The organism is Actinomadura napierensis (assembly GCF_039529375.1).
Classification (GTDB): domain Bacteria; phylum Actinomycetota; class Actinomycetes; order Streptosporangiales; family Streptosporangiaceae; genus Spirillospora; species Spirillospora napierensis.
Genome location: NZ_BAAAMR010000060.1, coordinates 1 through 24,964, shown reverse-complemented (window position 1 = coordinate 24,964; position 24,964 = coordinate 1). Strand labels below are relative to the sequence as shown.

23 protein-coding genes and 1 pseudogene are annotated in these 24,964 nt (G+C 70.1%); 14 read left to right on the top strand and 10 right to left on the bottom strand.

The genetic code is table 11. The annotated features are described in order from the left end of the window. Positions 1-112: 112 nt before the first annotated feature. Positions 113-325 carry a transposase gene (locus ABD296_RS29250; protein ID WP_407061524.1) on the bottom strand — a complete coding sequence of 71 codons (213 nt, stop codon included), beginning with the start codon at positions 323-325 and terminating at the stop codon, positions 113-115. A gap of 646 nt (positions 326-971) precedes the next feature. Between ABD296_RS29250 and ABD296_RS29245 the strand changes: the two genes are divergently transcribed. Next, positions 972-1,835, top strand: coding sequence for a hypothetical protein (locus ABD296_RS29245; protein ID WP_344274104.1), 864 nt, complete (start codon positions 972-974; stop codon positions 1,833-1,835). Here the strand turns inward: ABD296_RS29245 and ABD296_RS29240 are convergent. Beyond that, a pseudogene (locus ABD296_RS29240) lies at positions 1,832-2,822 on the bottom strand (IS630 family transposase). The gene ABD296_RS29245 and the pseudogene ABD296_RS29240 overlap by 4 nt on opposite strands. A gap of 70 nt (positions 2,823-2,892) precedes the next feature. Between ABD296_RS29240 and ABD296_RS29235 the strand changes: the two are divergent. Then, entirely contained in the window at positions 2,893-3,426 is a 534-nt protein-coding gene (locus ABD296_RS29235; RefSeq protein ID WP_344274101.1) for a hypothetical protein, read from the top strand. Between the two features lie 411 nt (positions 3,427-3,837). On the opposite strand, the gene ABD296_RS29230 is transcribed toward ABD296_RS29235, so the two are convergent. Beyond that, the gene (locus ABD296_RS29230; RefSeq protein ID WP_344274098.1) at positions 3,838-5,007 is read right to left on the bottom strand and encodes an alpha/beta hydrolase; all 1,170 of its coding nucleotides are present in this window, start codon (positions 5,005-5,007) and stop codon (positions 3,838-3,840) included. 158 nt (positions 5,008-5,165) lie between these two features. On the opposite strand from ABD296_RS29230, the gene ABD296_RS29225 reads away from it, so the two are divergent. Beyond that, positions 5,166-5,774, top strand: a complete 609-nt coding sequence (locus tag ABD296_RS29225) for a TetR/AcrR family transcriptional regulator (RefSeq protein ID WP_344274095.1) — start codon at positions 5,166-5,168, stop codon at positions 5,772-5,774. A gap of 289 nt (positions 5,775-6,063) precedes the next feature. Here ABD296_RS29225 and ABD296_RS29220 read toward each other — a convergent pair whose 3' ends face one another. Next, a complete protein-coding gene (locus ABD296_RS29220) occupies positions 6,064-6,636 on the bottom strand; it encodes a LysR family transcriptional regulator (RefSeq protein WP_344274092.1) in 573 nt (190 codons plus the stop codon). Between the two features lie 721 nt (positions 6,637-7,357). Here ABD296_RS29220 and ABD296_RS29215 point away from each other — a divergent pair. After that, the gene (locus tag ABD296_RS29215; protein WP_344274089.1) at positions 7,358-8,101 is read left to right on the top strand and encodes a phosphatase PAP2 family protein; all 744 of its coding nucleotides are present in this window, start codon (positions 7,358-7,360) and stop codon (positions 8,099-8,101) included. A gap of 370 nt (positions 8,102-8,471) precedes the next feature. Here ABD296_RS29215 and ABD296_RS29210 read toward each other — a convergent pair whose 3' ends face one another. Both ABD296_RS29210 and ABD296_RS29205 read right to left on the bottom strand, forming a co-directional pair. Then, entirely contained in the window at positions 8,472-8,834 is a 363-nt protein-coding gene (locus ABD296_RS29210) for a hypothetical protein (RefSeq protein WP_344274086.1), read from the bottom strand. A 427-nt stretch (positions 8,835-9,261) separates the two neighbouring features. Beyond that, positions 9,262-10,845 carry a carboxylesterase/lipase family protein gene (locus tag ABD296_RS29205; RefSeq protein ID WP_344274083.1) on the bottom strand — a complete coding sequence of 528 codons (1,584 nt, stop codon included), beginning with the start codon at positions 10,843-10,845 and terminating at the stop codon, positions 9,262-9,264. Positions 10,846-11,038: 193 nt separating this feature from the next. Between ABD296_RS29205 and ABD296_RS29200 the strand changes: the two genes are divergently transcribed. The 3 genes from ABD296_RS29200 to ABD296_RS29190 all read left to right on the top strand — a co-directional run bounded on the left by ABD296_RS29200 (position 11,039) and on the right by ABD296_RS29190 (position 15,293). After that, positions 11,039-11,803: a TetR/AcrR family transcriptional regulator gene (locus ABD296_RS29200; RefSeq protein ID WP_344274080.1), complete on the top strand. Its 765-nt coding sequence runs from the start codon at positions 11,039-11,041 to the stop codon at positions 11,801-11,803. A 330-nt stretch (positions 11,804-12,133) separates the two neighbouring features. Then, the gene (locus ABD296_RS29195; protein ID WP_344274077.1) at positions 12,134-12,343 is read left to right on the top strand and encodes a hypothetical protein; all 210 of its coding nucleotides are present in this window, start codon (positions 12,134-12,136) and stop codon (positions 12,341-12,343) included. A gap of 586 nt (positions 12,344-12,929) precedes the next feature. After that, entirely contained in the window at positions 12,930-15,293 is a 2,364-nt protein-coding gene (locus tag ABD296_RS29190) for a poly(ethylene terephthalate) hydrolase family protein (RefSeq protein WP_344274075.1), read from the top strand. A 123-nt stretch (positions 15,294-15,416) separates the two neighbouring features. On the opposite strand, the gene ABD296_RS29185 is transcribed toward ABD296_RS29190, so the two are convergent. After that, positions 15,417-15,605, bottom strand: coding sequence for a DUF397 domain-containing protein (locus ABD296_RS29185; protein ID WP_344274072.1), 189 nt, complete (start codon positions 15,603-15,605; stop codon positions 15,417-15,419). 71 nt (positions 15,606-15,676) lie between these two features. Here ABD296_RS29185 and ABD296_RS29180 point away from each other — a divergent pair, with 71 nt between their 5' ends. Both ABD296_RS29180 and ABD296_RS29175 read left to right on the top strand, forming a co-directional pair. After that, positions 15,677-16,327, top strand: a complete 651-nt coding sequence (locus ABD296_RS29180; protein WP_344274219.1) for a lytic transglycosylase domain-containing protein — start codon at positions 15,677-15,679, stop codon at positions 16,325-16,327. 44 nt (positions 16,328-16,371) lie between these two features. Further along, positions 16,372-17,172 (top strand): helix-turn-helix domain-containing protein, encoded by an 801-nt coding sequence (locus ABD296_RS29175; protein WP_344274216.1) that lies wholly within the window; start codon positions 16,372-16,374, stop codon positions 17,170-17,172. Positions 17,173-17,178: 6 nt separating this feature from the next. Here the strand turns inward: ABD296_RS29175 and ABD296_RS29170 are convergent, their stop codons facing one another. Next, entirely contained in the window at positions 17,179-18,291 is a 1,113-nt protein-coding gene (locus tag ABD296_RS29170; RefSeq protein WP_344274069.1) for a globin domain-containing protein, read from the bottom strand. Between the two features lie 650 nt (positions 18,292-18,941). Here ABD296_RS29170 and ABD296_RS29165 point away from each other — a divergent pair. The 3 genes from ABD296_RS29165 to ABD296_RS29155 all read left to right on the top strand — a co-directional run bounded on the left by ABD296_RS29165 (position 18,942) and on the right by ABD296_RS29155 (position 21,542). Then, positions 18,942-19,691 carry a gamma-glutamyl-gamma-aminobutyrate hydrolase family protein gene (locus tag ABD296_RS29165; RefSeq protein WP_344274066.1) on the top strand — a complete coding sequence of 250 codons (750 nt, stop codon included), beginning with the start codon at positions 18,942-18,944 and terminating at the stop codon, positions 19,689-19,691. A gap of 76 nt (positions 19,692-19,767) precedes the next feature. Continuing rightward, on the top strand, positions 19,768-20,742 hold the full coding sequence (locus ABD296_RS29160) for an alpha/beta hydrolase (RefSeq protein ID WP_344274063.1): 975 nt from the start codon (positions 19,768-19,770) through the stop codon (positions 20,740-20,742). After that, on the top strand, positions 20,739-21,542 hold the full coding sequence (locus ABD296_RS29155) for an enoyl-CoA hydratase/isomerase family protein (protein ID WP_344274060.1): 804 nt from the start codon (positions 20,739-20,741) through the stop codon (positions 21,540-21,542). The genes ABD296_RS29160 and ABD296_RS29155 overlap by 4 nt, the downstream gene beginning before the upstream one ends. A gap of 37 nt (positions 21,543-21,579) precedes the next feature. Here ABD296_RS29155 and ABD296_RS29150 read toward each other — a convergent pair whose 3' ends face one another. Next, complete coding sequence (locus ABD296_RS29150; protein ID WP_344274058.1) at positions 21,580-21,795, bottom strand: SRPBCC family protein; 216 nt, start codon at positions 21,793-21,795, stop codon at positions 21,580-21,582. 124 nt (positions 21,796-21,919) lie between these two features. On the opposite strand from ABD296_RS29150, the gene ABD296_RS29145 reads away from it, so the two are divergent. Continuing rightward, positions 21,920-23,386: a class I adenylate-forming enzyme family protein gene (locus ABD296_RS29145; RefSeq protein ID WP_344274056.1), complete on the top strand. Its 1,467-nt coding sequence runs from the start codon at positions 21,920-21,922 to the stop codon at positions 23,384-23,386. 58 nt (positions 23,387-23,444) lie between these two features. Here the strand turns inward: ABD296_RS29145 and ABD296_RS29140 are convergent, their stop codons facing one another. Further along, positions 23,445-24,626 carry an acyl-CoA dehydrogenase family protein gene (locus ABD296_RS29140; RefSeq protein WP_344274054.1) on the bottom strand — a complete coding sequence of 394 codons (1,182 nt, stop codon included), beginning with the start codon at positions 24,624-24,626 and terminating at the stop codon, positions 23,445-23,447. A 144-nt stretch (positions 24,627-24,770) separates the two neighbouring features. Here ABD296_RS29140 and ABD296_RS29135 point away from each other — a divergent pair. Beyond that, on the top strand, positions 24,771-24,964 hold a 194-nt coding region (locus ABD296_RS29135), incomplete at its 3' end, for an aldehyde dehydrogenase family protein (protein WP_344274049.1).

The following is a 24,964-nucleotide window of genomic DNA, read 5'->3' as shown; positions in this document are numbered from 1 at the left end:
TGGAGGTCTGCCGTCCTCGCTTGCGCCCGCCACAACAGCACCGCGGCTCCGTCCCGGTCACCGACACTGGCCGCGGCGACACACGCGAGCAGCACCGTGCCGAAAGTGTCCATCAGTGGTAGACGGTCTGCCAGGGTGGCAGATCATGCGGCAGCAGCCGCCAGGCGCACCCCGTCTGCAGCCAATACGCCAGCGCGATGATGATCTCTCGCCGTGAGTGCACCGGCGGCCGGCCACCCGGCCATGGTGCCGGGACCAGATCGGCGATCATTTCCCACTCGGCATCGGGCAGATCGGTCGGATAGGGGCGACGCTCGACCATCATCGCGCTCCGCGTTCAGGACGTGGCAACTACCAACATGCCCCACCACGCCCCCGACCCTTTTCAGACGCCCTCTAGGCGTCCTGCTCGAAGCGGGTCGGGCAAGGAGACATCAAGCGGAAGGGATCGTCCAATATGTCTGTGTCATTCTGGAATGATGCAGGGTTGTGTAGCCTCCGGATTAATAGTCTGAAACTGTCGCATCAGAGCGGCTCCCTCAGTGTCAGCCTGTGCTGATCTGTCCGCATTGAGCCCGAACTTTGTGTCGAAGTATGCCGCCGCATGCCGGTCCGTTCGGAACCGCCGAGCCGACAACGAGCCGGCATGGGTCCTTGACGATCTTGTGGCATGCCAGTCGGTGGCCTCACTTGACCTGCACGGATGGAGCTATCGGCAAGTGCGGACACCCGGGCGATCACGACGCCGGGCCCACTGCCTTCGTTTAGTTCCCGCCCGGCAGTACTGGTTAGTGAGGCTAGGCGGGGTGGTGTTAGAGGGAGTGAAGCAGCTGGTTTGTGCTCATTTGCTCGCAGACGGGGATAGCTCCGAGCCATCAATTTGTGGCCAACCTTGGCTAGGACGGTGCGTAGCCGCCTGACCCCTGTTTGACTCTGGTCTGTACGAGGTCGTCGGCTGTGAGGAGAGCGCGGTGTCGCTGTATCTGATCAAGGGCCAGTATCGGATCGTGCGCAGTCAGCCCGACGGGGATTCCGTGCACTTCTATCCGAGCACCCCGGACGCGTTCACCCGACTGCACCTGGATGTGCGCCTGGGCGCGAGCGGTGCGGCCCAACTGCGACTGGACGCGATCGACGCGCTGGAGACCCACTACACGCCGCCCGGGCACGGCGGCCACACCCTGCACCAGCCGCTGGAACTCGCGCACGCCGCTGGCGCCCGCCTCCTCGAGTTGCTCGGATTCACCGACGTGATCCGCACCGGCGAGGTCGTCACCAGTGCGAGCCCGGACGCAACACCCGGCTACATCCTGACCCGGTTCGGCGACAAGTACGGCCGCCCCGTCGCGTTCGCCTTCGCCGGCGACACCGACCGCCCCGACCTGCGGCCGGTCTTCACCGACTCCGCGCTGCTGAAGACCAGCGTGAACCACCGGCTGCTGGCGGACGGGCTGGTCTACCCGACCTTCTACAGCAAGCTCTACCCCGACCTTCGAGCCACGCTGACCGAAGCCGCCGACACCGCCCGCGCGGCCAAGGCAGGGGTCTGGGACTCCGACGCCACCACCAGTGGCGCCACCATTCACGCCCAGCAGGACCTGTCCGAGCGGCTGGTCATCGTGCCCAAGCTGTTTCGCCGCCTCGCCGAGTACTACGCCCTCGCACCGGGCGATCCATCGCTGGCCGGGTTCAAGACGTACATGGCCGGTCTCAACGACCGGCTGTACATCATCTCCGACGCCCACGCGACGGGATTCGACACCGTTGTCGAGGTCACCGGCGACACCGTCCGGCTCACCAAGCCCATTACCGACCTGATCTTCATCGAGGGCTAGTGTTCTGCGCCTGAAATCCGTCGTAGATATCGGGCGAGGGAGTCGAGGATCTCTTCGGCGGTCTTGGTCCACACGAACGGTCTGGGGTTGGTGTTCCACTACTGGACCCAGGCGCGGATGTCGGCTTCGAGGGCGTGGAGGCTTCTGTGGACGCCGCGTTGAGTGAGCTGGGTAGTGAGGTAAACGAACCAGCGCTCGGCCTGGTTGAGCCAAGACGATCCGGTCGGGGTGAAATGCACGTGGAAGCGGGGGTGGCGGGCCAGCCATTCGTGCACGAGCGGTGTCTTGTGGGTGGCCAGGTTGTCGCAGACCAGACGCACCTCCAGCTCGGCCGGGACGGTCTTGTCGATCGCGACCTGGGATTTCTTGAACTCGGCCGCGCGTTGTCGGCGGTGCAGTTCGGCGATGTTGAAGGCGGCGAACAGGCTGGTGGTCTGGTGCCGGGCGTAGTCGTGGGTGCGTCGGCTCGGGCATGCCCGGCATCATCGGCAGCACCGGCTGTGACCTGTCGAGGGTCTGCATCTGCGATGCTCGTCCGCGCACAGGACCACGGCCCGGTGCGGCTTGAGATCGAACCGGCGCCAGATCCGTCCGTTGGTGGACTTGCTCAGCCTGGTGCGTTCGGCCCTCGAGGCCCTCGACCAGTGCGTGGCGCCCGGCGGGGTCTGCTCCAACGTGAGCGTGACCACCTGCTGGACCTTGTCCAGCAGGATCGAGGGCGGCCGGCCGGGGCGAGGCTCGTCGGCCAGCCCGGCCAGGCCGTGCTCGATGAACCGGCGGCGCCACTCGGGGCGCCGTCGGCGGCGAGACGCCCAACTCGGCGGCCACATGCGTGTGGAAAGCACCGGGCTGCGCGCATGCCGGCACGATGCGGCACCGCAACGCATACGCCTGTGTCGAGGTCGCCGCCCGAGCCCCGCGCTCCAACTCCGCTCGTTCAACCGCGGTCACTGAAAACGGCGCCTTCGGCCGCCCCGTCCTCGCCATCGGCCCCACATAGATTTACACAACGGATTTCAGGCGCAGAACACTAGTCACCGTGCATGGAAAGCGCGCGATGCAACCCGAGAAGGCGTGCGGCCTGCACGCCAAGACCAATGCCTGGCGCGACGCCATCGTCCGGGCGGCACATGTCGGCTTCGGCAAGCGCGGCAACTCCGTGGCCTCGCTGCGCGACATCGCCGAACTCTGTGTCTGCCGAAAACCACGCCCGTGCAGGTGGGACGCGCAGGGGATGCGGGCTTCGGCACGGGGCTTGACCAGCCCCGATCGGGAGAAGGACGCTGAGATTTTGGTGCTGCGGCATCAGATCGCCGGGCTGGAGCGCCAGCCGGCCGGGAAGAGAGTGCGGTTCGCTGCGGCGGGCCGGGCGCTTCTGGCGGCGTTGCCGCACCGGTTGCCTCTCGCGGTGTTGCGGCGGATGCGGTTGCTGGTACGGCCGGACACGGTCTTGCGTTGGCACCGAGACCTGGTCGCCGGGCGGCACGCTGCCGGCTCGACGCCCAAGCGTCCGGGCCGCCCACCGACCGTCCGCTCCATCCGCGCCCTCGTCCTTCGCCTGGTGCGGGAGAACCCCAGTTGGGGCTACTGACGGGTGTACGGCGAGTTGCTGGTGCTCGGCGACCTTCTACAACCTGAGTCGGCCTCAGCGGGCATCGCTGACACCCGCCCGCTGAAGCCGTGCGTCCACCGATCACCGAACCGGAGGAGATTGCTCACCTGAAAGTTCGAAGAACCCAACGTCTGAGCGGAATCCTCAACGAGTATGAACATGCCGATTGACCGGCGCGGACGTCGTTTTCGGCGGACGTAAGGTCGGCGATTCGCCGATACACGTCCGTCCCAGCTTGCAGCACGCCTCGACGCCACGACGCGGTCCCTTCGCCGCCCACTTCCGGAGCTTGTTGGCGGACAGCGTGCAGGGCATGTCCATGCCGTGCGCCGGTCGGGGGGACGGGACGGTTTCCTCCTCCCCGCCCCCCGAATCTACGGTTCTGTGGATCTACGGCTTGGGCGCGCCCCAGCCGTTCGGGCAGGAGGCGGGGGGCGTCCCGTACCGGTAGTTCAGGAAGTCCTTCAGGTCAGCTCGCCAGTACTCCCAGTGGTGGGTGCCGCTTCCCTGGCAGTAGCGGTGGGTGAAGCCCTCGTTGTTGAGCGCCCCGTGGAAGTTGTCCGACTGGCCCTTCACGCCGGCTTCGAGGAGGTCGACGCCGTGCGCGGAGTCGTAGCCGCTGCCGGAGTACAGCGCGAGCTTGATGCCCTCGTTCTTGTAGACGGCGGCGAGGTCGAGCGGGTTGAGCCGCGTCCAGGTGCTTACCGGATCGCCGAAGACGTCCTTGATGTCGGCGGCCAGGTAGCCGCCGTCACCGCCGTTCACCGGCCGCTCGGCTTCGGTGATCGCCGACCCCGAGATCAGCGTGAGGTTGTTGGACACGATGAGCTCCCGCGTCCCGGTGTCGGTGCGGATGTCGGACGGCGGGGAGAACGCGCCGACGGCGGAGAACAGGTCGGGGTGGCGTGCCGCGTAGCTGAGCGCGCCGAACCCGCCCATGGACAGCCCGGCGACGGTGCGGTGGCCGCGGTCGGCGGCCGTCCGGAAGTTCTCGTCGATCCAAGGGAGCAGTTGCTGGATGTGGAACGTCTCCCACAGCGGGCGGCGACCGCCCTTGTCGCCCTTCGTCCAGTCGGTGTAGAAGCCGGACTTGCCGCCTTCCGGCATGACCACGATCCCGTCGAACGGGCTGCCGCTCGTCGCCAGCGTGTTCGCGATTTGCCCGGAGTCGGTGGACGTGTCAGCCCACGGCAGCGCGGCGTCCAGTGGGTCGTTCGCCCCGTGCAGCAGGTAGAGGGAGTCGTAGCGGGTGGTGTTGCCGGAGTTGTTGTACGTGGACGGCAGGTAGATGCGCACGTGGACGGGCTCGAAGATGGCCGCTGTGCTGACGACCGCGTCCAGCATGCGCGGATTGCCGTTCACCTCGGTGAGGCTGTTCAGCGTGATGCCCTGCGAGTTCGGGTTGGGGAGGACTGGGGTGGCGGCGCGGGCGGGGGACGCGGTGAGGGCCGTCAGGGGGAGTAGGGCGAGTGCCGCGAGCAGGGCCCTGGCAGTGCCCAGGGTCTTTGCGGCGGACAGGGTCTTTATGGCGGACAGGCGCGGTAAGCGCGGAACGTGCATGTGAGCCTCCGGGTTCGTGGTCGCGCGCGGACGGCCTGGGCGGGGACCGGGCCGGGGCAAAACTTGCTAAACGTTCGCTTAGTAAGCGTGATCGACCCCGTCCGCCCGTGTCAAGCGCGATAGGTTCACCGGCACGGTTTCCGAGGGGAGGAGGGCGGGTGCCCACCCAGGCAGAGCGGTCGGCGGCGTCCCGCCGGGAACTGGTGGACGCGGCCATCGCCCTGGTCGCCGAGCGCGGCTACCACGCCACGTCCGTCGCCGACATCGGCGCCCGCGCCGGACAGAGCCGCGCGGCGGTCAACTTCCACTTCGGCTCCAAGGAGGCCCTGCTCCTGGCGATCGTCCGGCATGTGGTGGAGGAGTGGGAGCAGCGCATGCTGCTACCGGATCTTGAACGCGCCGCGACGTCACCGGAGGCCTTGGTCGCCGCCGGCATCGGCGCGCATCGCCGGCTGCTCGCCGAGCAGCCGGCGATGTTCGCGCTCCACCACAACCTGATGGCCGAGGCGATCGGGCGGAACCCGGCCGTCAAGGACGAGTTCGCCGCACTGGACCTGCGGATGCGCGGCCGCATCGCCGACCTCGTCGCCCGCGCCAAGGGCGCGGGCGCCATCCGGGACGACGTGGACCCCGGCGGCCTGGCCGCCTGGTTCCTCGGCGCGCTGCGCGGCATCGCTCAGCAGCACCTCGTCGCCCCGTCGGGCCTCGACCTCGACGCCGCCTACGGGGAGCTGAGGCTGGCTGTCCTGGCCCGGATCCTGCCGTGACGCCTTCAGCGGGCGGTCGGGGGCTTCGGCCGATGAGAGCCGGGACGCTCTGCGTGGTGGGATCCGGCGGCGATCTCGGTCCTGCCGTTCTTGCGTGTCATCGACAGATACGCGATCCGGTACCGGCGCACCCACATCCGGGCCTGCTCATCCCAGGTGACCTCGTCGAACAGCGCGCGCAGGATGCCGTGCTCTTGCCAGGGGGGAGATGGAACGCCTGCCGTGCCCAGCGGGCCCTTTGTGTGAACGAGTAGCTCGGTAGGGGTGGTCCCCGCGCTTGCGGCACAGCCTACGGTCGAACGTCCGCGGGCAGAGGCGGCGATGGAGGCGCCGGGGCATGGCTACGTGCCTCGAGTACGCGGGGATGTTCGGCGATCACCGGCCCGATGGTGAGGTCGGGCTCGTCCAGGACGAGCCAGTTGACCATCACGTCGATATCATCGCCGCGCAGAGCCGGTAGCGGGTTCCCCAGGGGAATCTCGCGCAGCGTCACGGTGCAGTCGGGGTGTTCTCGCTCGAACGCGCCGACGAGCCGGTCCAGTTCGGTGCCCGCGGTGGTGACGACGAATCCGATGTGCAGCACTCCGGCCGGGGTCCGGGCCGCGGTGCGCGCCGTCGTGATCGCCGCGCTGAACCGGTCGTGCGCCTCGCGCAGGTCGTCGCGCAGCCGTCTGCGGAGCGGGGTGAGGGCCACCTGGCGGGTCGTGCGCGTGAACACCGGGCCGCCGACCTCCCGCTCCAGAACCTGAATGCGCCGGCTGACCCGCGTGGACGACAGGTGAAGGCGTTCGGCGGTGCGGCCGAAATGCAGTTCCTCGGCAAGCGCGAGGAACACTTCGACATCAGCCAGTTCCACGTTCACGGCTCCCATTGTCATGCGGGGACGGCCGCTCGTGTCCAGCGGCCGAACGACCTCGCGATACCGAGGGCCGAATGGACGGTCAGGAACGCAGGTCAGCGGGAACCGTCATGCCCGCTTCCGCAGTCCGGCAGGACGCGCTGCCCGACCGTCTCGTCCAGTTCCTCGGGGCGCGTAGGAGCCGCCCGCTGGTCGCCGAGCCGCCCATACCAAGGAATACCAGCACGCCGCATAACCACAGCTCAGACCTAGTAACTCAATAGCCGGGCGGCGCACGAATCGAAACGCGCTGCCCGCTGCGGGCAGGCGGCGCCGGTTCGGTTGGACGCGCGGGCTCCACGTCGGTGACTCTTACCCGGGCGGCACGGGTGAGTGCGTGATGTGAACGGGGCCGTTCACGTCGCCTCCCGTCTCAAGCAACGCCAGTCGACGTCCCCCGCCGCGCTTGACGGCCGGTAGTCCGGCTTCCCCGTTCGCCCGTTCGGCCGTTGGTCGGCCGAAGTGCGCTCGGCGTTCACGACTTGGTTCCCCATCCGCAATCGTCTAGAGTCTCATAAATCTTCTACAAGCTTGTAGAAGATCAGGTTCCGTCGCAGCGTGCTCCCCGGCCTCATCACCGTGCTGCCTAGGGCGAGAAGGCGTGCTGTGCCGAACCTGCCACCGGATGCTCTGGACGCCCTTCGAACGGGGCCGGCGGCTGGGGCCGAGTTGGAAAGTTCGCCTGATGACCGCAGCTGCCCCGGTGCCGCTGGCCTTCGACGGCTCGCGCATCGACGGATCCCTGTTCACCGCCGTCACCGACTTCGCCCGCGAGACCAAGTGGCTCAACGCGCCGATGGAGTGGTGGACCAACGCGGGCCTGGTCGTCTTCGCCGTCCTGATGGTGGCGGGCTGGTGGATGGCGCGCCGGCGTGACGCGTCCGCCATGACGATCGCCTTGGCCGCGCCCTTCAGCGTCGCGGTGGCCTTCGCCGCCGCCGAGGTCATCAAGAAGATCGCGGTGGAACCCCGGCCTTGCCGTTCGATGCCACATGCGTTCATCGTCGAGGCCTGCCCGGTTCCCAGCGACTACGCCTTCCCCAGCGGACACACCACCGCAGCCGTCGCCACCGTCGCGGCGCTCTTCCTGCTCGACCGCCAGCTGAGCGCCATCGCCGCCGTCTTCGCCGTCTTGGAGGCCTTCACCCGCGTCTACGTCGGCGGCCACTATCCCCACGACATCATCGGCTCGGCGATCCTCGCCCTTCCTATCGCCTACCTGGTCAGCCTGGCTCTGCGTCACCTCTTCACGCCCTTGGTCGCCCGCTTGCGCACCGGCGCCTTGGCCCCTCTCCTCGGCACTGGGACCAGCGATATTTCCGCTACGACCCGGCCCGATCCGCTCCTCACAAACGACGGGCAACCGGCCAACCACTGTGAACACACCGGACCGGCTTCGACCAACGACGGTCCATCACCCCGCTGGTAGAAGGCTCAATCATGCCGCCCGTAGCGCTGCTCGGAGCGGGCACCCGAGGGACGTTGACCCCGCTGTTGTTCTACGGGAGCACGCAGCACTGCTGAAAGCATTTCCTCGCAGGCAGTTCCAGCATCCTGCTGCCTCCACCGATTTCAATCCCGTCGACGGTCCCTGCTCGGTTCACGAGGAGGATGTGCGATGCCCCGATGTCGCCGGAACATGCGCGCGGGTCGTCTGGAGAGCGGACGACCGCGGGTAGCGTTGCTCCAGCTCACCGGAGCGCTCGTTGTCTGCGCGGTGGGAGGCCTGGATCCTGGTGCTGCAGGGCGCGTATCTCGACCTGAGTGATCTCCGTGGTGACATTGGCGGCGGCTTGGAGTCAGTGCGCCGCCGCTATGGCGGCGGCTGCAGGCTCGATTTCGGTGAACAGACTTGGATTGCCGAACGGGTTCGCGTTGAGAATCTTGTCGGCGGCTTGGACCTGAACGGGCGAGGCGTCGGCGCGCATAAGGGCCAGAGCTTGGCGAGCGCGGTCGGTGAGATTGCCGAGTTCGGCCCTTTCAATGATGTAGGCGCGCCAGACCTGGGCGGACAACTGGGGCAGAGCCTGAGCGAGGTGGCTGATCGGGGCGGCCGGAATATCGCGTGGTAGTTCCGCGAAAGTGGAGGCGGAGCAGTTCGAGCCGGTTTCACGCACTGCGACGATGGCGTGACGGTCCTCGTCAAAGGCGTATGTGATCACAGCTCCTCTTCTCTAGTGGCATCCTCCCAGGTCCGGCGGCCGAAGAGCATGTCCACGGGCTTGCTCATCCCTTGGCCAGTTCGCGCCTCGTGACCTCCTCGTTGTACTGCGGCCCACCCACCGTGCGCTAAGCCGTTACGGGTGTCCTCGTCCGGGCGACCGAGCCCCTGCACGACGTCATCAAGGGTGACGAACATCCTGGCCGTGATCGAACGCATCAACCCGTCCCAGCGGGTTCTGTTCGGACAGCCCTGGAAACTGCCGGGCGGCCTGCGGCCAGGGGTTGTGGTCGGCTTTGGCTGATGGATCGGCTGTCCGGTGGGGGAGACCGGTTCCGATGGTCCCGCGTGCGGAGAGCGATGCTGGACGCCGAGAGCGGTCATCAGTTCGCCGGGCCGTCCCCGCGTGCGCGGGTCGCATCATGCGATCAGTCGCCGATCGAGGCCCAAAAGGCGCACCCGTGTTCCTTGCCGAGATCCGCCGACTCGATCGCGCCCGGCGCAAGCGATTGGACGTGTTCGCCCGCTTGGAATGGCGACCATTTCGGCACGTCGGGACCGTTCGGGTTTCCCGTATGCGCGAATCGGCCCCAGTAGCGCATCATCTGTGTCGAGAGCCGGCGTTGCGCTGCCGTCGCCGGGCCGGGAAGCTGCTCGTCGTCGAAGAGGTACTGCAGCTCACCGCCGTGGAATGCACCGGTGGGAAAGTTCGGCTTCGCCAGGTCGGGGAACCACGGGGCACCCTCGTCGCTAAATTCATAAGCGAAGACGGGCACGTGTGCGGCCAGCACGCGGTCTCGATCGAGAACGGGGCAGCCCCATGCCCAGTCCGTCACGACGGTGGACAGCGCCTCGCCGGCGGAGTGAAAAGCGGCGACGGGGTATCGAGCCAGGACCCGTGCGGAGTCGCTCGGCCCGAAGAGTTTGCGGATCTCATCCCGGTAGCTGGCGTCGGTCGTCTGCTTGTCGGTCGCGACCTCCATGGCGGCGGTGAAGAGGCGATGCTCATCGCGCGTGGTTCCCTCGATGAGCGGCACGCGAGTGAAATGGCCCGTGGTGAACGCCTTCTGCGGGCTGAGGGGCAGCACGCCGCCACCCGTTGTAGGCCCGGATCCGAGGTCGACGTCGGACCACTTGGCGAGTTCCGCCGGTGACTTGCGTCGCAGGCAGGCCGCGGCCGTGCGGACCTTGGGACAGCCGAGTTTGGAGGCGACGTCGAGTCCGTGCTGCTCGCGCTCCTTGCGAGGGAGTGGGAACCAGGTCGGCGGACCCGGTGACCATCTCTCTCCGGTGCATTGCGCGCTCTGCAGGATCGCCTTCTGGAAGAGCCCTGCCGAGCCGGGGGCCACGAGATGGGAACAGACGCTCGTACCTCCTGCCGACTCGCCGAATATGGTGACGTTCGCCCGATCACCACCGAATGCCGACGCGTTGCGCTGGACCCATCGCATCGCGGCCTGCTGGTCCTCGAGTCCGAAGTTGCCCGAAAGATGCCGTGCCGCACCGTGATCGAGGGCGGGATGTGCAAGGAATCCGAAGATGCCCATGCGGTAATTGGGTGACACCACGATCACGTTGCCCGTGCTCGCCAGGCGCTGTGCGTCATAGAGGCTGCCGGCGCCGTTGATGAAGCCGTTGCCGTGGATCCACACCATCACCGGCAGTTTGCGAGCGCTGCTGTGGCGGGGCGTTGCGACGTTGAGGTAGAGGCAGTCCTCAGCGTCGCTGGCGTCATCGATCAATCCCTTCGCCTGCGCGCACCGGTTGGCGGGCTTGGTCGCGTCCCTGACTCCCGGCCATGATGCGGCACGCCGGGGGGAGGCCCAGCGCAGCGGCCCGGACGGCGGCGCCGCGTACGGGATTCCCTGGAACAACCGCGCGTTCGCGGTGAGCATGCCGTGTACGGCGCCGGCATCGGTCGAGATCACCGTAGGGTAGTCGCGGCCCGTCTCGGCGTGGTTCGCCGGCCTGACATCGGCCGCCTCGGCGCATGCCGAGGCGCCGAAGAGCACCGCTGCGGCGAGTAGTGTCCGTAGGTGACCTGGCATGGTGGGCCGCGAGCGGTTGCGACCTGTTGTTGGGCCTTGCGGGAGGCATCTCACGTGTTCACGTCCCCGATCCTCTTCGTGTAAGGCTCACACGAATAAAAGTGTAAGGGGCGCACGAAGTCAAGCGTTCGGCAAGTTCTGTGAGGGCGATCCACTGATGTCGACTGGCGTTGATCCGCTGGAGCTACCGCCGGGGGTGGCCCTCGCCTGGGGGCTGCCCGGCAAGACGGGCAGGCTCGGGCGGACGCCGTCCCGAAGTGTCGAGCAGGTCGTCGAGGCGGCTGTCGACCTGGCCGACGCGGACGGCTTCGCGGCATTGTCGATGCCGAAGCTCGCCAAGAAGCTCGGCCTCACGGCCAACGCGATCTACCGGTATGTCAGATCCAGGGACGAGCTTCTGGTGCTGGTCGCCGAAGCCGGGTGGGGCCCCGCCCCGGATCTGGAGTCCGATGCCGGTCGCTGGCGAACCGCGGCGACGGCCTGGACCCAGGCGATGATCGACCGATGTGATGTCCATCCCTGGCTGGTGGACCTGCCCGCCCGGGGCGCGCCGTTGACGCCGAACCTGCTGCGCTGGACCGAGGTCATTTTGCAAACCTTTACCGGCGCAGGACTCGACCCCAAGGAGGCGATTCAATGCGCGCTACTGCTCGACTTGTATGCGCGCCGGATCGCCGGCGTGCGCCGCGACCTCAGGCAGAACGGCGCGGACTCCGTTCAATCGACCGCCGTGCAGGAATTCCTGCTGCCATTGCTGCACGAGCACGGATATCCGATTGTGGCGTCCCTGATGGTGGGGTCTGATTATTCAGACGTCATCGACGACAGCGATGTGACTTTCGGTCTGACCCGGATTCTGGATGGAATCGATGGCCTTCTGGAAGGGAACAGGCGGCATCATTCTGCCGAGTCTGCTGACTGATCCCGCTGAGCGGATGGGGTGGCGTTAAAGTTCGGCGGACTCGCACCCGGCTCGAACCGCCGCGTTATCGGCCGGCAACGACCGGACCGATAGATCGATGTTTATTGGACGCGCTCTAGATCGTCAACTGGGGCTTGCTGAACCGGCCGCCTCGAAAGTCACGTTCACGAGGCCGACATGTCGGGTTCAGACGAGCAAGGGCGGCCTGAGTGGCTCGCCGTCCGATCGGCACAGCCGGAGGGACCGGCACCCACGCCGCACGCCCGTAGGGCCTGCCGGAGTGGGCAGCCCTCGATCCCGCTCGTCTGAGACGTTACCGGCGGGTCAGGCTTGCTGATCAACCCCTGCGGCTACTTCGACGCCTCACGATGGCGCGAGGTCCAGTTCCCATGCGACGAACGCCATACCGACACGAGCGCCTGCATCACCACCATAAAGATCATTGAGGAGCGCGCTCAGCAAGCCGCCGCCTGGCGAGCCGCAGCCGAACGGCGCCGGGAAGAGGCCCAGGCGCCGGACCAGGTGTTCATCGCGGTATGAACGGTGGATGGGGTGTCAATCATCAGACACGTGCCACGGACAGCAGCGCACACGACTTCGGGCATCAGGGCGGAGGACTCTGAGAACCGACAGTGACCTGGGCGGTATCTCTCCAATTATGGAAAGTGATCTTGGTGGGAAGCGGGTGATCATTGAGGTGATTCCATCGTCATCGGTCCTAGTATTCGAGGGTAAGGATCGCTTGAACACAGCGGTCATGCGGCTGGGTGAGCGGCGGGCCTTACGCAGGATGTGCCACTGCTTGAGGGTGGTGGCGTGTCGCCGTCCTGCAGCGTGGTGCCGGTGCGGGTGAGGACGTCGGTGATGGACGCTGCGAGGACGTTCCGCACGTCCTCCCCGAAGCGCCCGGTCCGCGGCACCGCGGGCGGCCCCGCAGGGCCGCGGGCCGTCCGGTGGACGGCCTCGGCCGGACGGTCGCGAGGTTAACGGGGAGGCAATGATCGCGTAACGCGATCGCGCCGGTGGCTGCGGTCCCATGCGAGGACAAACCTCACAAACCTCTTCAGACGTCGTGTGACACACCTGTCGCCCGACGCTCCGGGGTCTGGTCCTCGAAAGGCACCGCATGCGCGTGCACAGACGCGGCCGGCAGGCCGCCGTGGCGGTGACGGCCCTGGCGGCGGCCGTCCTGTCCGTCTCCCCGGTCAACGCCGCACCGAACCCCCCGGCCTGGACGGTCGAACCGGTCCAGGGCGGGCATCGCCTGACCCTCAAGCTGGACGCGCCGCTGCCCGTCCGCGACGCCGTCCCCGAACTGGCCGTGGACGGGAGATCGCTCGGCCCGGCGCAGGAGTCCCCCGACGGCAGGACCCTGACCATCGTCACCGCCGCCCCCGAGGCCGCCGACCCGTCGTCGGTCAAGGTGGCATGGAACGGCGAGGTGCCGTCCGCCACGGCGCCGAAGTCGGCCAAGGCCGCGCCGGCGCCCGCGCCGTCCGCCCGGGGTGGCGAGCTCCCGGTCGACCCGGCCGATCCCGGCCCGTACAGCGTGAAGGTGACCGGCTACGACCTCGGCGACACCGCGATGGAGCCGTCCGGCCTCGGCGGCCGCAAGGCCGAGGTCCGTGCGGAGGCGTACCTGCCGGACAAGCGGGGCAAGGGGCCGCTCGTGCTGTTCCTGCACGGCCGCCACTCGGCCTGCTACGACCCGGTCGCCTGGACGACGTCGAACTCCCAATGGCCCTGCCCGGACGGGCAGAAGCCGATCGACAGCTACAAGGGGTACCAGGAGCCCGCGAAGGTCCTCGCCAGCCACGGTTACACCGTCGTGTCGATCAGCGCGAACGGCGTCAACGCGGCCGACAACCCCTACAGCGACGACCGCGGCGCCCTCGCCCGCGGGGAACTGGTGATGCGCCACCTGGACCTGCTGGCCCAGGGCACCAAGGGCAAGGGCCCGCTCGGCGCGATCTTCGACAACCGGCTCGACATGAACGACATCGGGCTGATGGGGCATTCGCGCGGCGGCGAGGGCGTGGTCAAGGCCGCGCTGCTCAACGACGGCCGCGACCACCCCTACGGCATCAAGGCGGTGCTGCCGCTCGCGCCCACCGACTTCGCGCGGGCGACGCTGCCGAACATCCCGATGGGGGTGCTGCTGCCCTACTGCGACGGCGACGTCTCCAACCAGCAGGGACAGCACTTCTACGACGACACCCTGTACGCGGACGCCGGCGACCGCGCGTTCCGCGCCGCCCAGTTGGTCATGGGAGCCGACCACAACTTCTTCAACACCGAGTGGACGCCGGGGACGGCGCATTTCCCGGCGGGCGACGACTGGTCGAACAACGCCGACCCGGTCTGCGGGAACACCGCGCCCACCCGGCTGTCGGCCGCCGAGCAGTACAAGGTCGGCACGGCCTACATCGCCGGATTCTTCCGCCTCGTCCAGGGCGGTGAGGACGCGTTCCTCCCGCTGTTCGACGGCAGCGGCGGCACGGCCGCCTCCGCGGGCCGCGCGGTCGTGCACACCGTCGCCCAGGCTCCGGCGAAGGAACGTTCCGACGTCGCCGCGTTCACCTCGCTGCCGGGCTCGGTCACCGTCGGCGGCGCGGCCACCGGCGTGATCTGCGCCAGCATGTTGGATCGCTCCATTCAGAGCGGCCTGCCGTCCTGCGCTACCCGGCTCACCACCTCGCAGGCGCCCTCGTGGACGCCAGCGACCTACGCGCCGAACGTGCCGGCCACGCCCGTCCTGCACTTCACCTGGACGGACCCGACCGGGTACGTCGCGGCCGCCGTCCCCGCCAGGGCCGCGAACGTCAAGCGGTACGACGCGTTGACGTTCCGCGCGGCGCTGGACGAATCCACCACCGCGGCCGACCTGACCGTCACCGTCGTGGACGACAAGGGCTACAGCAAGAGCGTCCGGCTGTCGGACGTGAGCGACGCGCTCACCCCGTTCCCCGGCACCGTCTCACCGCTGCCCAAGACCTGGTTGCGGACGGTGCGGATCCCGGTGTCCGCGCTGAAGGGCCTCAAACTGTCCTCGGTGGCCTCCGTCCGCCTGTCCGCGGCGAGCGGCACCGGCAGCGTGTACCTCGCCGACCTTGCCTTCACCGGCGCCGATACCGGCAGGGCCGACGCGTCGGCGCTGCCGCAGGTGTCGGTGCGGGACCTGACCGTCCCCGAGGGCGACGGTCCGGGCACCGCGACGATGACGCTCGCACTGTCGCGCAAGAGCACCGTCCCGGTGACGGTGAACGTCCAGTCGATCGCCAGCGGCGCGGCGCCGGTCATCGCGCAGGTCGCCCGGCAGGTCGTCGTCCCCGCCGGGGCGACGGCGGCGTCCTTCGAGGTGCCGCTGGCCGGTGACACGATCGCGGCGACGGTCGCGCAGTCCTACCAGGTGGTCGCGTCCGCACCCGAGAACGCCGAGATCGGCGACGGCTTCGCCCGCCTCGTCGTCACCGACGACGACGCGGCCTGACCCTCGTGCGCCGGGGCCGTCGTGTGACCGAGCATCGGGCGTCTCCTCACATCGCACGGCCTCGGCCTCGCCCTGGCCGACGGCCCCCTGGCACAAGCACGTCCCCGCCCGGGGGCGCGCGGGTCAGGGGGCCGGGGCGCGCTTGATGCGCGTCAGGAGTGCGGCGAACTCGGTGGACGTGAGGGTGAGATGCCCGCCGCCAGGGTTCTTCGAGTCCCGCACCCCGATACCGACCTCTGGCGCAAGACGTCCCAGCTGAGCGCAGTGCTGGTCGTCTGCTCCGCCGCTGAAGGAACTCTTGCGCCATTTCACGGTCTTATCGCTCCATGTGCTGCTCGAGCTGGTTGATGATGTCCGTGAGCTGATTCCGTCTTAATCTCGGCATCCACACTGGCCAAAACAGCGCCGGCGCCGGCGGGCCCATGCAGTTCCTCACCGCCACGTGGGCCAGCTACGGGGTCGACGGCGACCACGACGGACACACCGACCGCTACAACCCCGCCGACGCCATCTACGGCGCCGCCCACTACCTGTGCGCCAACCACGCTGGCCAAGGCGGCCGGCACCTCCACCAGGCGATCTGGCAGTACAACCACGCCGACTGGTACGTCCACAAAGTCCTCGACCAAGCCGCCGCCTACGCCACCCCCGCACCCGCCGCCAGCGGCCGCGGCACCATCGCGGTACGCGCCGCGCTGCACTGGCTCGGCACCCCCTACTCCTGGGGCGGCGGCGGCTCAGCGGGCCCCAGCTACGGCATCGCCCAAGGCGCCGGCACCAAAGGCTTCGACTGCTCCGGCCTCACCCAATACGCCTGGGCCAAAGCCGGCACCCAACTCCACGCGTCGCCGCCGCCCAATACAACGCCGGCCCACACGTCACCGGCTCAGGCCCGTGATCACGGGTGGAGCCGAGGTCATGGACACGGTCTTCAGCGCCGGGTCGGAGACGCCAGGGAGCAAGTCCGCCTGAGTTGGCTTCCTTCCGGCCGCGGGAGGCGGCTGACGTGGGTGGGCGGATTACCTGCGGGGTAATCGCCGGCATGACGCGGCGCCGGTAGCGTCGGGGCGTGACGACAATGACGACGGCGTTGAGCGACGTGCGACCCATCGGAGACCAGCTGCGCGCGTGGCGGCAGCGGCGCAGGCTGAGCCAGCTGGAGCTGGCGTCGGAGGCGGACGTGTCGACCCGGCACCTGAGCTTCGTGGAGACGGGCCGGTCGGTGCCGAGCCGGGAGATGGTGCTGCGGCTGGCCGAGCATCTGGACGTGCCGCTGCGGGACCGGAACCTGCTGCTGATCGCCGCCGGCTACGCGCCGGTGTTCGACGAGACGCCGATCGAGGAACCCCGGATGGACAGCGTCCGGGCGGCGCTGCGGCAGGTGCTGGAAGGCCACGAGCCGTACCCGGCGGTGGTGGTGGACCGGTTCTGGAACCTGATCGACTCCAACGGGGCCGCGCAGCTGTTCCTGGAGGGCGCGCCTCCGGAACTGCTGGAGCCGCCGCTGAACGTGCTGCGTCTCAGCATGCATCCCGACGGGATGGCCAAGAACATCCTCAACCTGGCGGAATGGCGCGCCCACATGATCGACCGGGTGCGCCGCCACGTCGCGCTCACCGCCGACTCGGCGCTGACGCAGCTGTACCAGGAGCTGCGGAGCTTCCCCGGGGACGTGGGGGAGGCGATGGCACCGCCGGCGGACCACGACGTCTTCGTCCCGCTGCGGATGCGGGTCGGCGGCCGGGAGCTCTCCTTCTTCAGTACGATCGCGACGTTCGGGACGCCGGTGGACATCACCGTCGCCGAGCTGGCGATCGAGTCGTTCTACCCGGCGGACGAGGCGACCACCGCCTTCCTGCGCGAGCGCGCCGGCTGGTAGGGCCCGTCACTCCTCGGCTTTCAGCAGGTCGTGGTGGATGCGCTCCAGCGGCGCCCCGAGCCGTTGGAGGCAGGCCACCGTCCGCCGCACCATCGGGGCGGGTCCGGCGACGTAGGCGTCGCGGTCGTCCCAGGCTCCGTCCCAGTCGTCCAGATCGCCCAGGACGTCGGCGGGCGTGCCGTGCGGGCCGCCGGACCCCGGTTCGTCCGACAGGACGGGGTGCACCCGAACCCACGGGTACGCCGCCTCCAGCAGGCGCAGGTCCGGCAGGTCGTACAGGTCGGACTCGGTGCGGGCGCCGACCACCAGGCGCACCCGCCGTTCCCGGCCGGACATGACCGCCTGTTCGGCGAGCGCCTTGACCGGGGCGAGGCCGGTGCCGCCGGCGACCAGCAGCAGGTCGCGGCCGGAGTCCGGGTCGAGGGTCATCGTGCCCGTGGCGGGCCCGAGCAGGACGGTGTCGCCGGGCGCGGTCCCGCGCACCAGCGCGCCGCTCACCCATCCTCCCGGCCGCGCCCGCACGTGCAGCCGGAGCCGGCCGTCCGAGCGGGGCGCGTTGGCGATCGAGTAGGGCCGCCAGACGCGCGGCCAGCGGAAGGTCTGCACGGTCAGGTACTGGCCGGGGGCGAACGGCAGCGGGCGTTCCGGGTTCAGCGTCAGCACGGCGAGGTCGTCGGACCGGCGGTCGTGCTCGACGACCTCGGCCGTCCACCACGGCGGGGCGCCGCCCGCGTCCCGCTCGGCCGCCTCGATCATCGTCGCGGAGGCGGACCGGAACGCCTCGACCCAGGCCTCCTCGGCCCGCGGGCTCCAGACGTCGGCCGCGTAAACCCGCAGGGTGGCGATGAGGGCGTCCTCGACCGCGCGGTAGTGCTCGGCCGTCACCCCGTACTTGCGGTGGCCGCGGCCGAGGCCGGTCAGGTAGGCGGCGAGCTCCTCGGGGTTGTCCTGGCTCCAGACGATGCGGGTGAGCGCGAGGAAGAAGCGGGCGCGCTGGTCGCCGAGCGCGACGGGGAACAGCGCGCGCAGCCGCGGGTGCGCGGCGAACAGGCGGCCGTAGAAATAGCCGACGGCCTTGTCGGAGCGGTTTTCGAGGCGGTTGAAGCTTTCCTTGAGCATTCGGGGTTCCGTTGACATGGCAGCACGTCCCCTCGGCGGATGGCGGCCGGCACCGGTGACCACTCGGCGCCCTCCGCGCCCGCCGGGTGCCCGGCTCGGTGAGATTCTCGCATCGGAAATCCCACGTCCTCAAGGTTCCGTGCTTCGACCGACCTCTGATGTCACGAAGAGTAATCGGATATCAATTCTCTGTGATCAAAATTAACGTGACATATGGGGTGAATACTGATCGGTACCTGCTTTGCCCCGGATGATCGTCAAGGATTGCCGGTATTTCGGTAGGCGCTGATGCTCGCGGACGGGTCGCCCCGAATCCGGGCGGCGGTCCCCGGAGCGGAACCGAACGGGATCAGTGGACGGATCTACGCCTCGGTAGAAGATTTCCTCGTCCGGTAGGGGATGTTCTCCGCGCGGTGGACGCGGCGCGGCCGGCGCCGCGGAACCATGATCGTCCAGGTCGGGGGCCGGTCCCGGGGTGGGGGCTTCGGCCTGCGCGGATCCAGGGCGTGCGGCAAGCTTGCCAGGAAAAGGCCGGGGGCGGGGCGGCCCGTGGGGGCGGGTGATGCGCCATGATGTGCACGCAACGGTGGTCAATCACCACATATCGGTAGCCGACCCGTGGCCAGTGCTCAGCAGAGGGGAATCCACGCATGTCAGAGGCGATCCGAGGGGCTCCGGGCCCCGCCGCAGGGGGAGGGGCGCCGCCGCTCATCGGCATTACCACGTACGAGGAACCGGCCCGCTGGGGCGTGTGGGTGCGCGAGGCCGCGCTGCTGCCGGCGTCCTACGTCCGCTCGGTCGAGCGGGCCGGCGGCGTCCCGGTCATGGTGCCCTCGACCGGGAGCCTGCGCGGGCTGGCCGCCCTGGTGTCCCGGCTGGACGGGCTCGTGCTGGCGGGCGGCGGCGACCTCGACCCCGACCTGTACGGCGCCGAGCGGCACGCCGAGACCGGGCCGCCGCAGCCGCAGCGCGACCGCTTCGAACTGGCGCTCGTGCGCGCGGCGGTGGACGCGGACCTGCCGTTCCTGGCGATCTGCCGGGGCATGCAGGTGCTCAACGTGGCCCGCGGCGGCGCGCTCGTCCAGCACCTGCCGGACGCGGTGGGGCACAAGGCGCACGCCCCCGAGGTCGGGAAGATCGGCACGCACCGGGTGCAGATCAGCGCGACGAGCGCCGTCGGCAAGATCCTCGGCGACTCCGCCGACGTGCCCACCTACCACCACCAGGCGGTGAGCCGCCTCGGCAAGGGCCTGTCGGCCGTGGCCTGGGCGGACGACCAGGTCGTCGAGGCCGTGGAGCTGCAGGGCCACCGGTTCGGCCTGGCGGTGCAGTGGCACCCCGAAGACGGCGACGACAAGCGGCTGTTCGAGGCGCTGGTGGCCGAGGCCGCCGGCCGCTGACGGGGGATTGATCCCCCGCGTGCCGGGGAAGGCGAAGCGGTAGATTCCGCGCACATCGCCCCCCGGAGGCCGCCGCATGCCCTTGCATCCGCAGACCGTGAGCTTCTTGGAGCTGCTGTCCGCCTGGACGGCCCTGCCCCCGGACGCCCCGCCGGTCGAGGCGGACGCCCTGCCCGCCATCGAGGCGATGCGCCGCAGGATCGGCGAGGCCTTCCCGGTCGACCGCCGCGAGCTGCCGCACGTGGCGGATCTGGCCGTACGGGGCCCGGGCGGTCCCGTGCCGGTGCGCCTCTACCGTCCCGAGCCGCTGGAGCGCGGCCCGCTGCCGGCGCTGGTCTACCTGCACGGCGGCGGCTGGGTGCTCGGCGGCGTCGACAACGTGGACGCCGCGTGCCGCGACCTGGCGGCGGGCGCCGGATGCGCCGTGCTGAACGTCGGCTACCGGCTCGCACCGGAGAACCCGTTCCCCGCGGCGGTGGACGACGCCTGGGCGGTCCTTTCGGCCGTGGCCCGCGAACCGGACCGCTACGGCGCCGAGCCGGGCGCGCTCGCCGTGGCCGGCGACAGCGCGGGCGGGAACCTGGCCGCCGGCGTCGCGCTGCTGGCCCGCGACCGCGGCCTGCCCCTGGCCCACCAGCTGCTGGTCTACCCGGTGACGGACACGGCGATGGACACGCCCAGCTGGCGCGAGTACGGCACCGGCTACGGGCTCGACGCGGCGACGCTCGCCCGGTTCATGGACCTGTACCGGGGCGGCGCCGACCCCGCGGACCCGCGGCTGGCGCCGCTGCGCGCGCCGGACCTCGCCGGCGCGGCCCCGGCCACCGTGATCACCGCCGAGTACGACATCCTGCGCGACGAGGGCGAGGCCTACGCGCGGCGGCTCGCCGAGGCCGGCGTGCCGGTTCGGGCGCGCCGCTACGACGGCGTCGTGCACTCGTTCTTCCTGCTCCCGGAGATCTTCGACGCCGGCGCCGAGGCGATGGAGTTCGCTGTGCGACGATTGCGCGCGGCATTCGGCGATCAAGCGCGGGAGGGCAGCGCGGCATGAGCGACGTGGACGGCGTTTACGGCAGGTACGAGCGGCTGAAGCTCGACTGGGCGGCGGACGGGGTGCTGCGCGTCACGATGAGCACGCCCGGCAAGCTCAACGCGGTGGACACGGTGGGCCACCGGGAGCTGGCGGAGATCTGGCGGGACGCCGACGCCGACGACGCGGTCCGCGCGGTGCTGGTGCGCGGGGAGGGGACGGCGTTCTCCGCGGGCGGCGACATGTCCATGATCGAGGAGATGATGGACGACCACGCGGCGCGGCGCCGCATCATGCGCGAGGCCCGCGACATCGTGATGAACGTGCTGAACTGCGCCAAGCCGGTGGTCAGCGCGATCCAGGGCCCGGCCGTCGGCGCCGGGCTGGCGGTGGCCATGCTGTCGGACATCTCTGTCGCGGGCCGCTCCGCGAAGATCATCGACGGGCACGTCCGGCTCGGCGTCGCGGCGGGCGACCACTCGGCGATCATCTGGCCGCTGCTGTGCGGAATGGCCAAGGCGAAGTACTACCTGCTGCTGAACGACGTGCTGACCGGCGAGGAGGCCGAGCGGATCGGCCTGGTCTCGGTGTGCGTGGACGACGGCGAGGTGCACGAGCGCGCGCTGGAGATCGCCGGGCGGCTCGCCGCCGGGCCGGCGGAGGCGATCTCGTTCACCAAGCACGCGCTGAACAACTGGCTGCGGCTGGCCGGCCCGACCTTCGACGCGTCGCTGGCCATGGAGTTCTTCGGGTTCGCCGGCCCGGACGTGCGCGAGGGCGTCGCGGCGATCCGGGAGAAGCGCCCGCCCGAGTTCCGCTGAACGCCGCGCGTCCGGCGCGTCCGGGCGGGCCGGGGCGTCAGGCGAAGCGCCTGGCGAGGGCGTCCAGGCCGGTGGCGTAGATGCCGTGGGACAGGGTCTTGTCCATGGCCTCCTCGTCGCCGGGGTCGGCGGAGAACTCGCCCCACCATTCGACGAGCGCCTGCCCGGTGCCGGTCACCGGGGCGACGCGCAGGTAGGCCCACACCTCGTCGGCGGTGGCGTTGAGCACGGCGCTGGCGTACGCCCTCGGCATCGGTTCTCCTCGGCGCTGCGGCGGGATGCCGCCCCCATGCTCGCGGCCCCGCGTTGTGATCTCGGCAACGGCCGGACGGGTCCGGACATTGACTGATCCGAACGCGGTTCGGAAGGATCGGGGGATGCTGCTCGGTGACCTCGCCCACCGCGGCGCCGCGCTCTGGCCGGAGCGGACGGCGTTCGCCTGGGACGGACGGATCCGCACCTACCGCGAGCTGCACGCCCGCGTCGAGCGCTGGGCCGGGCTGCTGGCCGCCGGGGGCGCGCGGGCCGGCGACCGGATCGCGCTGCTGACCGTGAACGCGCCGGAGGCGATCGAGGCCGCCTTCGGCGCGTCGCTGATCGGCGCCGTCGTGGTGCCGCTGAACGTCCGGCTGGCTCCGGCGGAGATCCGGTTCCAGGTCGAGGACGCCGCCGCGCGGCATGCGGTCGTCCACCCCGCGCTCGACGGGCTCGCCCGCGAGTCCGGGCTGCTCGACCTGACGCACTGGACGATCGGGCCCGGCCTCGACCGGGCGCTCGACGAGGCCCCGCCGCACGAGCTTCCGCGTCCCGCCTCGGACGCGCCGATCATCCAGCTCTACACGTCCGGGACCACCGGCCGCCCGAAGGGCTGCCTGCTCACCAACCGCGGGTGGGTCGCCGCCACCGCCAACGCGGTGCACGCGTTCGGCATCACCGGCGCCGACCGGCTCCTCGGCGCGCTGCCGCTGTTCCACGTCGCCGGGTACGGTGCGGCGCTCGGCCATCTGGCGGCGGGCGGCGCGGTCGTGCTGCCGCCCGGCCCGTCTCCCGAGGTGCTCTGGCCGCTCGTCGCCGAGCACGGGGTCACCGTCGCGATCTTCCCCATGGGCACCGGGCGGGCGCTGCGGCACCCGGCCGCCGCGCCCGGCTCGCTGCGGCTGGTGTTCGGCATGGCCGCCACCGAGCGCGCCGCGACCCTGACCGCGCTGCGCGACCTCGGCATCGGGTACCGCGGCGTGTACGGGTCGACCGAGGCCGGCAACTTCGTCACGATCAGCACGCTGGACGACGAGCTGGAGCGTCCCGGCACCGTCGGCCTGCCCCTGCCGCCCTTCGACCTGGCACTCGACGGCGCGGACGCTCCCGGTGAAGTCGGCGAGCTCCTGCTGCGCGGCGCCAGCGTCATGGCCGGGTACGCGGGGCTTCCCGACCCGATGGCCGACGGCTGGCTGCACACGGGCGACTTGATGCGCCGCGACGCCGACGGCCATTTCTTCTTCGTCGACCGCGCCAAGGACATGGTCAAGAGCGGCGGCGAGAACGTGTACTCCGCCGAGGTCGAGCAAGTCCTCGTCCGGCATCCGGGCGTACTGGACGCCGCGGTGATCGGCGTCCCGGACCGCCGGTGGGGCGAGGCGGTCAAGGCGCTCGTCGTCGTGCGCGACGGGACGACGCCCGCCGACCTGGACGAGCACTGCCGCGCCCTGCTCGGCGGGTTCAAGCGCCCGCGCTGGTACGAGGTGGTCGAGGCGCTGCCCCGCAACCACTCCGGCAAGATCCTCAAGCGGGAGCTGCGCACCGCCCACGACCCGGAGCGGTCCGTCCGCCTCCCCGAAGGCGGCTAGAACCGGCGAGCCGTCCCCATGGCGCGCGACATGAGGACGGCTCGCCGCAAGCCGGCGGTCAGTAGGAGCGGGGGAGGCCCAGTTCGTGCTGGGCTATGTGGGCCAGGACGAGTTCCTCGGCGACCGGGATGTTCTTGGCGATGCGGGCGTCGCGGAACATCCGGGCGACCGGGTACTCCAGCGAGTACGCCATGCCGCCGTGGGTCTGGAAGGCGCGGTCGGCGGCCTGCCAGGCGGCGTCGGCCGCGGTGAGCTTGGCGATGTTGGCCTCCGAGCCGCACGGACGGCCCCGGTCCCACAGCCACGCGGCCTTGTAGGTCATCAGCCGGGCCAGTTCCAGCTGCGCCTTGATCCGGGCGAGCGGGAACGCGATGCCCTGGTTCGACCCGATCGGCTTGCCGAACGGCGCCCGCTCGGTGGCGTAGTCGCAGGCGATCTTCAGCACGAGGTCGCCGGAGCCGACGCCGCCCGCCGCGGCCAGGATCCGCTCGGGGTTGAGGATGTCCCACAGCACGGCGAAGCCCTGGTCGACCTCGCCGAGGACCCGGTCGGCCGGGACGCGCACCCCGTCCAGGAACACCATGCTCGACGCGACGGTGTTGGTGCCGAGCTTGGGGATCGGCCGGTAGGTCAGCGTTCCGTCGGCGACGGCCTGCTTGATGTCCACCAGCAGGACGGTGAAGCCGTTCGTGCGGGGCTTGGCCTCGGCCGCCGGGATCGTGCGGGTGACCAGCACCAGGTAGTCGGCGCGCTCGACCCCGGAGATCCAGATCTTCTGCCCGTTCACCACGAACCCGTCGCCGTCGCGGCGGGCCTGCGTGGTGATGTTCATCGCGTTGCTGCCCGCGTCCGGCTCGGTGATCGCGAAGCAGGTCTCGATCTCGCCCGCCGCGATCCGCGGCAGGAACTCGCGCTTCTGCTCCTCGGTGCCGTGCCGGGCGATCGTCAGCCCGCCGAACGCCGGGGTGAGCAGGTACATGAACGACGCGGCGCCGCCCGCGCCGCCCTCGGCGAGCGCCTCCAGCGCGACCGCCAGCTCCAGCAGGCCCTGGCCCGCGCCACCGTGCTCCTCGGGGATCGCCAGGCTGTGCCAGCCTCCCTGGACCAGCTCCCGCCAGACCTCCTCCGGCCACCGCTTGTCGGCGTCGCAGCGGCTCCAGTAGTCCTGGTCGTACTTCCCGGCGATGGCCAGCACGCCCTCGCGCACCGCCGCCGCGTTCTCCGGCAGATCGAAGTCCACCCGCGCCTCCCTCGAACTCGCGTGGGGATCCACCGTAGCCGATCCAGTAAGTGAGCACTGACGCAGGTCCCCGCCGTCATTGAAGCGCCGCTCCCCGGGTAGGTGACCGCGGTCGAGATCTCACGGGACAGGGGGTTCACGGGCATGCGACGAGGCGACAGGTGGACGCTGGCGGGCGGGCGTTGGAGCCGCGGCGGCGGGGACGGCGCGTTCACGGTGACCGACCCGGCGACCGGCGACCCGGTGGGCGAGGTGCCCGTCGGCACGGCCGTGGACGTCGCGGCCGCGGTGGCCGGCGCGACCCGGGCGGCGCCCGGCTGGGCCGCGACCGCGCCCGC